Origin of the sequence: Flavobacterium sp., assembly GCF_039916025.1 — a bacterium.
Lineage (GTDB): Bacteria > Bacteroidota > Bacteroidia > Flavobacteriales > Flavobacteriaceae > Flavobacterium.
Window position 1 is genome coordinate 15,238 of sequence record NZ_JBDSMB010000108.1, and the last position, 11,860, is coordinate 27,097.

At 32.9% G+C, this 11,860-nt stretch carries 11 protein-coding genes and 1 pseudogene; 2 read left to right on the plus strand and 10 right to left on the minus strand.

Annotation, left to right across the window (positions count from 1 at the left end; translation table 11 throughout):
* The first annotated feature begins 25 nt into the window (after positions 1-25).
* Positions 26-2,233 carry an outer membrane beta-barrel family protein gene (locus tag ABIQ27_RS07605; protein WP_348033207.1) on the plus strand — a complete coding sequence of 736 codons (2,208 nt, stop codon included), beginning with the start codon at positions 26-28 and terminating at the stop codon, positions 2,231-2,233.
* 35 nt (positions 2,234-2,268) lie between these two features.
* On the opposite strand, the gene clpX is transcribed toward ABIQ27_RS07605, so the two are convergent.
* The 10 genes from clpX to ABIQ27_RS07655 all read right to left on the minus strand — a co-directional run bounded on the left by clpX (position 2,269) and on the right by ABIQ27_RS07655 (position 11,481).
* The gene (gene clpX / locus ABIQ27_RS07610; RefSeq protein ID WP_348033209.1) at positions 2,269-3,507 is read right to left on the minus strand and encodes an ATP-dependent Clp protease ATP-binding subunit ClpX; all 1,239 of its coding nucleotides are present in this window, start codon (positions 3,505-3,507) and stop codon (positions 2,269-2,271) included.
* Positions 3,508-3,594: 87 nt separating this feature from the next.
* Positions 3,595-4,251: an ATP-dependent Clp endopeptidase proteolytic subunit ClpP gene (gene clpP, locus ABIQ27_RS07615; protein ID WP_348033211.1), complete on the minus strand. Its 657-nt coding sequence runs from the start codon at positions 4,249-4,251 to the stop codon at positions 3,595-3,597.
* A 108-nt stretch (positions 4,252-4,359) separates the two neighbouring features.
* Positions 4,360-5,421, minus strand: coding sequence for a DUF3883 domain-containing protein (locus tag ABIQ27_RS07620; protein ID WP_348033213.1), 1,062 nt, complete (start codon positions 5,419-5,421; stop codon positions 4,360-4,362).
* Positions 5,411-6,493, minus strand: coding sequence for a DNA (cytosine-5-)-methyltransferase (gene dcm / locus ABIQ27_RS07625; RefSeq protein WP_348033215.1), 1,083 nt, complete (start codon positions 6,491-6,493; stop codon positions 5,411-5,413). The genes ABIQ27_RS07620 and dcm overlap by 11 nt, the downstream gene beginning before the upstream one ends.
* On the minus strand, positions 6,493-7,617 hold the full coding sequence (locus tag ABIQ27_RS07630; RefSeq protein WP_348033217.1) for a DNA cytosine methyltransferase: 1,125 nt from the start codon (positions 7,615-7,617) through the stop codon (positions 6,493-6,495). Before ABIQ27_RS07630 ends, dcm begins: the two co-directional genes overlap by 1 nt.
* Positions 7,618-7,784: 167 nt before the next feature.
* Positions 7,785-9,119 carry a trigger factor gene (tig, locus tag ABIQ27_RS07635; protein WP_348033219.1) on the minus strand — a complete coding sequence of 445 codons (1,335 nt, stop codon included), beginning with the start codon at positions 9,117-9,119 and terminating at the stop codon, positions 7,785-7,787.
* A gap of 88 nt (positions 9,120-9,207) precedes the next feature.
* Positions 9,208-9,555, minus strand: coding sequence for a phage holin family protein (locus tag ABIQ27_RS07640; protein ID WP_348033221.1), 348 nt, complete (start codon positions 9,553-9,555; stop codon positions 9,208-9,210).
* A 4-nt stretch (positions 9,556-9,559) separates the two neighbouring features.
* Positions 9,560-9,952, minus strand: a complete 393-nt coding sequence (locus ABIQ27_RS07645; RefSeq protein WP_348033223.1) for a hypothetical protein — start codon at positions 9,950-9,952, stop codon at positions 9,560-9,562.
* A 3-nt stretch (positions 9,953-9,955) separates the two neighbouring features.
* Positions 9,956-10,717, minus strand: a complete 762-nt coding sequence (locus ABIQ27_RS07650; protein WP_348033225.1) for an alpha/beta fold hydrolase — start codon at positions 10,715-10,717, stop codon at positions 9,956-9,958.
* A gap of 50 nt (positions 10,718-10,767) precedes the next feature.
* On the minus strand, positions 10,768-11,481 hold the full coding sequence (locus ABIQ27_RS07655) for a pyridoxine 5'-phosphate synthase (protein ID WP_348033227.1): 714 nt from the start codon (positions 11,479-11,481) through the stop codon (positions 10,768-10,770).
* 131 nt (positions 11,482-11,612) lie between these two features.
* On the opposite strand from ABIQ27_RS07655, the pseudogene ABIQ27_RS07660 reads away from it, so the two are divergent.
* Positions 11,613-11,860, plus strand: a pseudogene (locus tag ABIQ27_RS07660) (hypothetical protein); the annotation flags it as partial.

The following is an 11,860-nucleotide window of genomic DNA, read 5'->3' on the forward strand; positions in this document are numbered from 1 at the left end:
CTGACGCTCATCAAATCAATCACAAATGAAATCATTAAGCATTGCCTTATGCTTACTTGCTACGAGTTTTATATTCGCGCAGGAAGCACCAACTCAAAATCAGGAAAACCCCAAAACTACTTCAACAGAAAAATCCAACGACCTTTCGGAAGTTACTGTGTATGGCAACAAAAAGCAATACATAAAAGTAGAATCAGACAAAACCACAATTAACGTAAGAGACAATGCCATGCTTAACAGCGGAAGCAGTCTTGAGGCGGTGAAGAAAATCCCCGGTGTTATCACATCGCCAACAGGAAGCATTACATTAAACAGTAAAGGTGTAAGCATTTATATTGATGGCACGCCAAGTTCACTTAGCGGGAATGATTTACAAAATTATCTGGCCACATTGCCTGCGAATGCCATTGAAAAAATTGAATTAATTTACAATCCGGGCGCATCTTTTGATGCCAGCGCAAGTGGTTCAATCATTAACATCGTTACCAGCGCTAAAAGAAAAAAAGGCATCAACGCCAGTTTTAATATCAATTACAATTTTAATAAATATCAAAAGCCAAGTCCGCAGATTTTGTTGAACGGAAAAACAAAAGATTTAAGCTGGCAGACCATGATTGGTTACAATTATATTGACAGCGAAAGCTTAAATATAACGGATCAAACCTTTACTTCCTTTAATCCGGACGAACACTTGTATCAAAAGAATTTTTCCCAATTTACCAATAGAAATTTTTATTTCAGAACGGGAACAAATTATAAGCTGAACGAGAAATCAAATTTATTATTCAACTATAATTTGAATATGGGGAACGACCGAATTACGAACGAGGCATCGACCGTCGGAACCGGAATCGACTTTTCAAATTTTGGTTATGCGAAAAACAAAAACAACAACCACGAGTTAAGTTTGCAATACAAAACCAAGTTAGACACTATTGGAAGAACGCTTGATATTACAGCTTTTAGTAACTTTTTTGACAAAACCCCAACTACTACTTCTCATGGTCAAAGCAATGGTGATGCTACTTTTTATAATGGTTCAGCAGACTTCAATTTGGTCAATTATTATTTGAAATATGACTTTGCGATTCCTTTTAACAAGGTTAATTTTTCGTTGAATACTGGCGGAAAATACAATACCATTAAAGTAAACGATACAGGAATTTACAACCTGAATTCAGCATCAAATTCGGTTACCGATTTTGATTACACCGAAAACAATTTGGCTTTTTATGTCGAAGCCAGGAAGAAAATCAAGAAATTCAACTTTACTGCCGGTTTGCGTTTTGAAGATTATAAAGTTGACAGAACGGCTTTGCAAAATGGCGATGAAACGAAGATTAATTTTAAAAACACTAACTTTTTTCCAAATGTAAGTGCGCTTTACGAAATGAATGAAAATGTGAATTTTACCGCTTCGTATTCTAAAAAAATCCAACAGGCAGATTACAATACGCTTGACCCAAATAATTTTGCAAATTTTGATCAGTACAATACTTCGGAAGGAAATCCTTTTTTGAAACCAACGTTTTTTGACAATTTTGAAGTGAAAATGACAGCTTTTCAGTTTTTGAGTTTCGGTGGAAATTACACCATTGCTAAAGATAAAAACTTCTTCATATTCAATGCTGAGCCTGGAGAATTGGTGAGCACACAAACTTTCCAGCAATTTGACAAAGTAAAAACCATGAGTTTGTTTGCTTCGATTCCTGTGCCATTGGATTATTTCTTTAAAGGAAAAGCTGAATTCGAAAAAAGAATGAATAATATGGAGAAAATGAATTACATCATGATCAATTTCAATTATATCAAAGTGCAAACAGAAGGTTATGATTTTTCGTTTAAGAACAAACCAATCTTAAATTATTCAGCAGAAGCGCAATTCATTTTGCCTTGGAATATCAAGAATAGTATGTCCTACTTTATTTTGCCAAAAGGAACTTGGGAAATTTATGACATTACCAAACCAATTCAGGAATTTGATATTACATTCAGCAGAGAGTTTATGAATAAAAATTTAAAAGTCGGATTGCATTGTTTTGATGTTTTCAATACGAATGAAGTAAATGCTAAGGTTTCGTCTACTAATCTGCAAACGCAATTCTATCAAAAACAAGATTCAAGAACATTTAGACTTTCGTTGGTTTACAACTTTGGAAATTTAAGCCTGAAAAATGACAATACCAACATTGACGTTGACAAAACCAATTCCGGTGGCGGTTTAATGAAATAAGGAAAAACAAAAAATCCCTCAATTGAGGGATTTTTTTATGATGCTATTTCTAGTCTTTTCAAAAGGTTTTTGGTTAACGCATCGCGCGTATAATCAACATCGATATGCAATTGCTTTTCATCCGAGCTTGGCAATTCATACATCGCATCGGTTAAGATGGCTTCACAAAGTGAACGCAAACCTCTTGCTCCTAATTTGTATTCCAAAGCTTTGTCAACAATATAATCTAAAGCGCTGTCTTCAATGGTGAATTTTACATCATCCATCGCGAACAATTTTTCATATTGCTTGATTAAGGCATTTTTTGGCTCGGTCAAAATAGCGCGAAGCGTCTCTCTATCCAAAGGATCCATATGTGTTAATACCGGAAGTCGGCCAATGATTTCGGGTATTAATCCAAAATCTTTAATGTCTTTTGGGATTATATATTGAAGCAAATTGTCTTTGTCGATATTGTCAACATTTCTAGAAGTACTATAACCCACCGCTGTTCGATTCAATCGCTTAGAAATAATTCTTTCAATGCCATCAAAAGCACCACCGGCAATAAACAAAATATCTTTGGTATTGACTTCAATAAATTTTTGATCAGGATGTTTTCTTCCACCTTTTGGCGGAACATTTACAACCGTTCCTTCTAATAATTTCAATAATGCCTGTTGTACACCTTCTCCGGAAACATCACGCGTTATTGATGGATTGTCACTTTTACGTGCAATTTTATCAATTTCGTCAATGAAAACGATTCCTCTTTCGGCTTTTGCCAAATCGTAATCTGCTGCCTGCAATAAGCGTGTTAAAATGCTTTCTACATCTTCCCCGACATAACCTGCTTCGGTTAAAACCGTTGCGTCTACGATGGCTAAAGGAACTTCGAGCATTCGTGCAATGGTTTTTGCTACCAATGTTTTCCCGGTTCCGGTTTGACCGACCATGATGATGTTTGATTTTTCAATTTCAACATCTTCTTCGTGTTGCAGTTGCATCAATCTTTTGTAGTGATTGTATACCGCAACCGACATTACTTTCTTAGTTTGGTCTTGCCCGATAACGTATTGATCCAGGAACGCGCGGATTTCTTTTGGTTTTTTCAAAATCAAATCAGAAGCCGACTTCAAAGCACCACTCCCACCAGATTTCAATTCTTCTAAAACTATTCCGTGAGCCTGTTCAATACATCTGTCGCAAACGTGCGCATTTATTCCAGCAATCAATAAATTGGTTTCTGGTTTTTTTCTTCCACAAAAAGAACATTCTAAAACTTGTTTTGCCATTTTTTTAGGTTCTAAGTTGCTAAGATACTAAGGTTCTAAGGTTTGATTGCTCAGGGCCTTAGAACCTTAGTGCCTTAGCACCTGAATTTATCTTCTTAAAACTTCATCAATCATTCCGTATTCTTTGGCTTCATCAGCAATCATCCAATAATCGCGTTCAGAATCTTTATGCACTTTATCAAATGGTTGTCCAGAATGATGTGCAATGATTTGGTATAATTCTTCTTTTAGTTTCAACATTTCTCTCAAGTTGATTTCCATATCGGTTGCAACACCAGAAGCGCCGCCTGAAGGTTGGTGAATCATTACTCTTGAATGTGGTAAAGCCGAACGTTTTCCTGCTGCACCTGCACACAATAAAACAGCGCCCATTGAAGCCGCCATTCCGGTACAAATTGTTGCTACATCTGGTTTGATGTATTGCATCGTGTCATAAATTCCAAGTCCGGCATAAACGCTTCCGCCTGGAGAATTGATATAGATTTGGATGTCTTTTGAAGCATCAACACTTTCCAAAAACAACAATTGCGCTTGGATAATATTGGCCATATAATCGTCAACTCCGGTTCCCATGAAGATGATTCTATCCATCATCAAACGGGAGAAAACGTCAAGTTGCGATACATTCATTTGGCGTTCTTCAATAATATAAGGCGTCATGCTACCTACGATTTTATCGTAATATAAACTGTTTATGCCATGTTTTTTGGTAGCAAATTTTTTAAATTCTTTTCCGTAGTCCATTATTAGTTATGAATTAAGAGTTATGAGTTATAAATTTCTGTTTTGGTTAGTCAAAGGTTGTGCCTTTTATTTATTTGTGACAATGTGTCGTTAAATCAGTACTATTTCTTAAAATTTCACTTCAGAATTAAATTTCAAATCATCAATTGTGGGTTTAAGAGCAAACTTAGCTGAGAGCAAATTTACTTGAAATTGTTGAAGATTACTTTTAAAGGTATTAATACTTGGGTTTAATTTCGGAATAAAATTTTTACTGTTTTCACAGATTCTTAAAGATTTACATTCTTCGGATAATCCATAAACTCTAAAAATTTGATGATAAGGAGTGACACATATAAAATCTATTTCTTGATTACTAAAAATCATAGGTTGATCAAATTTGAAAGACGTTGATTTTACATCTATATAAATAATATTTTGATTATTGTGCTGAATTGTAAAGTCGTATGGAAGCCCTGTTTCTTTATCTCTATTTACCCAAGAATAGTTGAAAATAAATCCTTTTGTCTTTTGTTTTTCTAAATATTCGTTAACTAATTCTTCTCCAAAACGTCCAATTTCACTAAAGTTTTTATTTGCTTTTTCTATATCAAATGCTCTATATTTCTTAGAAGAGCCAACTTGAGAAACTATTTCTAATTCTTTTATAGTGTCAATATTGTTTTGATTAACAATGTTTTCCAAGTATGTAACTAAAAAATTAAATCTATGTTCTGATGAATCAACTCTTCCTTTAACATTTCCTTTGTTTAAATCGATACTTTTTGAAATTTCTGAAAAATCTTCTGACTCATTGTTAAAAAGGTAAAAAACAACTTCTTCACTTTCTAATCCAAACCAAATTAAAAACCAATTAAGATTATCATCTTCATTTTTTACAATGTCTTGAATAAATGTAACAACAGATACAATATTTTTCCCTCCTTTTTTTATTTTCGGGCTTCTAAAAGAGCCATCTGGATTTTCAATTCTATCGAATGAAAACCCAAGAGGCTCGGCTTTTCCATTATAAATAAACATTGCTGTATCTTCAAAATCTCTATCTGGCAAATAAGTTAATATATCTCCAAATAATCCAATATGAGTTGTATTACCTGTAGATTTTCCCAAGTCAGCGTTAGTTAGTTTTTTATAACCTATTTTCCCTTCATTGTGTGCTCTAAAAAACATATTTTTTTAGGTTATTTGTTATTAATAAATAATGAAGAACCGCATAAACTGTATTAACACTAACTGCATTTCCTGCTTGTTTATATAATTGATGGTTACTTATCCCTTTTTCAATTGCTTTTTCTACAAACTTCTCATTAAATCCTTGTAATAGAAAAGCTTCTCTTGGAGTTAATTTCCTTATACTGTGTTTGGCTAACTCATCTTTAGTGAATTTTTTTTCTAAATATTTTACAGGGTTTTTACTGGCAATAAAATCATCACTATAATAATTATCTTGACAAGCTCTATGCATTTTAACCATTGAAGCCGTTAATGGTCTTGCTATCATTTGATTTATTTCTGAATTTGATTTGAAATTTTTAGACCCATCTGCCAAAATTGTGGGCTTTAATGTCTCAGATAAATAATATTTCTTTTCAGCATTTTTATCTAATATATCTAATACTGACGAATGTCTAATTATGGAGGTAGGCTTCTCTATTTGATTAAAGTTATTTAAAATTGTTTTTTCATCAAAACAAAAATCATCAGGAAGTTTTTCAGATGTTGCAAAAATGAACAGTCTGTTCCTCTTTTGAGCTAAACCGAAATTTTGAGTATTAAAAACATCATAAAAAACATTATTATAACCCGCATCTTTTATCTCTTGAAGTATTACCCTAAGGGTATTTCCTTTATCGTGTGTTTTTAAATTTTTAACATTCTCAAGTAAAATAAATTTTGGCTTTTTTTCTTTAACGATGTCAATAATATGAAAAAAAACATTCCCTCTTACGTCATTAAATCCATTTTGTTTGCCCATCATACTAAATGATTGACAAGGGAAGCCTCCTGTAATCATATCGAATTTTGGGAGATTTTGTATGTTCTTTTTTTGAGAAGTAAATTCAACAATATCACCTATTTCGATTTCATTCGAAACGTCATAGTTTGCTGAATAAGTCTTTGTGGCATATTGGTCAATTTCCGAAAATCCTACACACTGTGTTGGAAAATTGAAATCTTTTCCTAAAAGGTCAATTGCATTTCTAAATCCACCAATACCTGCAAAAAGCTCAACGTGTTTCATTATAAATGTTTTATTATATGTTTACCTATTACTTCTGCTAATTTTACCGGAACAGCATTTCCAATTTGTGCGTACCAATTATTTTGGCTTCCTCTAAACACATAATCATCAGGGAAAGTTTGAATCCTTGCCGCCTCTCTTGGAGTAAGTCCTCTTGCTTGATTAGGATGTATGTACATGTTACAATCATACTTCATATGTGAAGTTATAGTCTTACACACATCATTTTCTTTCAATTTAAAATACTTGTCTTTAAAAATATGATTTCTAGATTTGTATGGCATTATATCTGAAATTGATGAATGCAAAGAGTTTTCTCCTTGCGGCAAAAGCTCAAATATTTTAGTGTCTCGATCGTTATTATATCTGTTTTTATGATTATATAACTTATTTATCTGCCTATTATTATTAATAAATTTATAGAATGATGTGTTTTTATATTCATAATCCACCTCCTTAAAACCACAATCTTTGTTTTCAATTGAAGTATTATTTTTTATTTGATTTGGTTTTAATTTTGGCAAATCCCCAATTGCTTCCTTCAATGTAAAACCAACATTATTTTTATCGTTTAAAATATCCTTAAAAATTTCTTTTACATCTACTCCAATCCTATTCCCAATAATAAAAAAGCGTTCTCTGTTTTGAGGAACTCCAAAATTTTTTGCATTTAACAGAGAATATGAGAATGTATATTCATCCCCTAAATAAACTTGAATATCTTCTGAAATTTCATCTATCTTTTTAGACATACCTTTTACATTTTCCATCACAAAAAATTTAGGCTTGACTTCTTTAAGAAAATTCAAATAAGCTTTATACAAATTATTTCTGGGGTCATCAATAATTCTTTGTCTATTCGCCATCGAAAATCCTTGACATGGTGGTCCACCACAAACAATATCAATATTTTCAAATAACTCTTTGTAATTCAATAAATTAGAGTTCAATTCATTAATGTCCCCTATAAAATAATTTTCTTTTGGAATATTATGATTGTAAATATATGTCTCACAAAAAACAGGATTAATTTCATTTACAAAAACAGGAGAAAATCCCGCTTGTTCTAAACCCAGACTTAAACCGCCACATCCCGCAAATAAATCGACTAAAGATTTTTTCATATTTGCGAATTTAAGAATCAAAACTATAAGATTCAAACTTATGTAATATAAATATCCGTTAATTATGAACAATTGAATTTATGCTCGAGACCTAAATTACATGAAGAATTGAACTAAAAAAGCGCCAAATTACTTTGACGCTCAAATATAATAATTATTAGATAATTTTAATGTTTTAATTCACCATACATAGCTTTGATGAAATCGTCATAAGAAACCTCTTTTGTTTTTGCTTTTACTTTGTCTTTAAACAAGTTTAGCATTTTTTCGTTCATTACCTGCTCAGACAAACGTTTCACTTCGTCTTGATTTGACATCACACGAGCTACAATTCCCTGAACATCTTCATCGGTTGGATTCATTTGCCCGAATTGTGCCATTTGCTTTTTGATAACTTCAGAAGTATAGCTTTTCAAATCTTCGAAAGTGATTTGCAGGTTATTTTCTGCCATTACTTTCCCTTCAATTAATTGGTAACGCAAACCGTTTTCAGATTTTGTGTATTCTGCTTCTGCTTCGTCAGCCGAAAGTGGATTTTCACCAGCAGATTGTATCCATTTTTTTAAGAATGAAGCTGGTAAATCGAATTTTGTATTGGCAATTAAAGATTCAGTCACATCGTTCAGGAATTTTTGATCTGCCTGTTGCTCGAATTGTTTCTCTGCGTCTTCTTTGATTTTTGCTTTCAATTCGGCTACAGAAGTAATCACTTTTGGCCCGAATAATTTATCGAATAATTCCTGATCTAAGTTTGCCGGTTCGTGACCTACAACTTCATCAATTGTGAATGTAACTTCGATATCCAAACCGTGAACATCATCATGACCAATTGCCAAAACATCCATTAATTTGTGATCGTCATCGAACAAACCTTTAGTTTTTAATGTAACTACATCGCCAACTTTTTTACCTATAAAGCTTTTTGCTGTTTTCTTATCAGCAAATGTATCTAATGAAATCGTTGTTCTGTTGTTGATTCCTTTTTCTTCGTTTGTAAAAAATCCTGAAACATCGTCACCTTCTTCCACGGTATCTTTTGCTAATAGTTTTCCGTATTGTTTTTGGATTCTTGCAATCTGGTCGTTCAACATTTTATCGTCAGCAACGATTTTGTATTGTACCAAATTGTTTTTGGCTGACAAATCAACAGAGAATTCCGGTGCTAAACCTAATTCGAATTCGAATTTGTAATCTTCCATGTCCCAATTGAATTCTTCGGTTACTTTTGGAAGTGGATTTCCAAGAATATCTAATTTTTCCTGAGCTAAATATCTGTTCAGATTGTCCTGCAACAATTTGTTTACTTCTTCTAATAAAATAGCTTTTCCGTATTGTTTTTGGATTAAGCTCATTGGCACTGTTCCTTTTCTGAAACCAGAAATTGCTGCGTTTTTGCGGTAATCAGCCAATACTTTATTTACTTTTTCTGCATAATCCGATTTTGATACTTCTACAGTAACTACAGCATTTAATGCGTCTACATTATTTCTTGTGATGTTCATTTCTTGTGTTTTTTACATACTAAAATTGGGTTGCAAAATTATAAAATTTCTGCAACCCAACCAAGTTTTTGCTTTATTGATTTATACTCTATTTTTTTGTTTCGCCTGTGATTTGGAAAACCAAAGATTGCGAAAGCGACAGGATGATGCTAAATATCATCGCCGTCCAAAACGATCTTATGCTGAAACCGTCTATAAAATAGTCGCAAAGCTCAATGATTATAGTGTTGATGACTAATAGAAACAAGCCTAATGTAAAGAAAGTTATTGGCAACGTTAACAAAACCAATATTGGTTTTACAAAAAAATTGAGCAAACCTAGAACGATGGCAACGGTTAATGCTGTTGTGAATTCGTCAACGATTACGCCTTTCATTAGATAAGAAATTCCCATTACTAAGGCCGCGGTGATAAGTATTCTAAGTAGTAGTTTCATAAGTTTATGGTATAAATATTTCTTTGATTTTGATTACTTTATTGTTTTCTATTGTTAAAGTATATACTCCTTCGTGGCTTCTTGAGAAGAAATTCTCAACTTTTTTATCCAATTCAAAAGTTCTGATTTTTTTATTTTCATTTACAATAAAATAGTCATTTGGGACAGCATACACTTTTTTTCCATTTTTAATTATAAAATCAGCTTCACCAGATTTTTTTGCTGCTTCGATTGCTCTATCTCCTGTTAGATATTGAACAAAATCAGATTTGATAAAAGTTTTATTATCTTTTTTATAAACCTTAATTATCAACGAATCAAGATTTTCCTTTTTGAAATTAGTAAAACTAAAATTCAAAATGGAAATAAAACTAACAATGTGAACAAAAAACTTCATAAGCTATTTTAAAAATTTGGCTGTTTCCTCAAAAAACAATTTCGGGTTTTCGGCATGAAGCCAATGACCAACATTCGGAATTGTTGCGAGTTCAATATTAGGAAAATGTTTTTTTATTTCGGGTAATTCGCTGTCTAAAATATAGCTGGAATTTCCGCCGCGGATAAACATCGTTGGTTTGTCAAAATGATTTCCTTCGGGCAAAGCTTCGCCAATAGTTTCGATTTGGGCATTAAAAACCGGAAGATTAAATCGGAAAGCTAGTTGTCCCGGTTCAACCCAATATAGATTTTTCATCAAAAATTGGCGTGTGCCAAAATCGGGAATAAAAGGATAGAGAATTTCTTCGACTTGTGTTCTGTCAGGTTTTGTTGAAAAATCAACGGCATTCAAACCAGCCAAAATATCATCATGATGTGGTGCATAATATCTTGGGCCGATATCGGCAACGATTAATTTTTCAACCATTTCGGGATAAGTTGTTGCAAAAAGCATCGCTACTTTTCCGCCCATCGAATGACCAATTATAGAAACATTAGTCAAATTATAATGTTGGCAATATTCCAAAATGTCATTTGACATTACGGTATAATTAAATTCGTCTGAATGAAAACTTTTGCCATGATTTCTCAAATCTATCATGTGAACCTGAAAACCTTCGGCGGCATAAAGCGCTCCAAATGATTTCCAATTGTCGGACATTCCGAGAAAACCGTGAATGATTAAAAGTGGCTTGCCTTCGCCTTCTATTCTTGAGTTTAACATATTTTTATTTCACAGAGTTTCACAGAGAAAAAAAAGAGATTCGCAGAGTTTTATTTCAGTTTTTGCAAATACATATTAACGACATTGTCCAAGCCAAGATACAAAGCTTCTGAAATCAGGGCGTGTCCAATAGAAACTTCTAATAATCCCGGAATGTTATCTTTAAAAAATTTGATGTTATCCAAACTCAAATCGTGTCCGGCATTTATTCCCAAACCTAATTCGCTACATAAAACAGCTGATTTTGTGTAAGGCTCGATGGCACTTTGATTTCCCAAACCATATTGATGCGCAAATGCTTCGGTGTATAATTCGATTCGGTCTGTTCCAGTTTTTTTCGCGCCTTCAATCATTTCCAGAATTGGATCAACAAAGATTGAAGTTCTGATTCCGTTGCGTTGAAATTCCTGAATTACTTCGGTCAAATAAGATTGATTTTTAATCGTATCCCAACCCGCAGAAGACGTTATCGCTCCAATTGCATCGGGAACCAAAGTCACTTGTTCGGGTTTACATTCTAAAACCAAATCGATAAAATTGTGCTGCGGATTGCCTTCTATATTGAATTCGGTGTAAACAATCGGTTTCAAATCGCGCGCGTCCTGATAGCGAATATGTCTTTCATCCGGTCTTGGATGAATTGTTATTCCCTGTGCACCAAATTGCTGAATGTCTTTGGCAACCTGCAATAAATCAGGAACATTCCCACCACGGGCATTTCTTAAAGTGGCTATTTTATTGATGTTTACGCTTAATTTTGTCATGTTTAATTTTTCTTAGCCACGAATACACGAATGAATTTAATTCTTATTAATATAAAAAGAAAACTTTCTTATTTATTAAAAATGACTTTGCTTTTAAACTAAAAAAAAGTCAAAAAAATATTCGTGTATTCGTGTCAATTTTTTTATCACCACAAAAATACAAAGTAAAACTAAGTCATCATATCGTAAAATTTGATTATTTTGCAGTCGCTAAAAGAAAAGAATACATGAGACAACTTTCTGAATATATCAATAACGATTTTAAACCATTTTCTACTACGGAATCCGTAGCCGATATTCAGGATTTTTTTGCTGAAAACACCTATTCTCATTTTCCTGTTTTGGATAATGAAGTTTATTTGGGTTGCCTGTCAGCTGT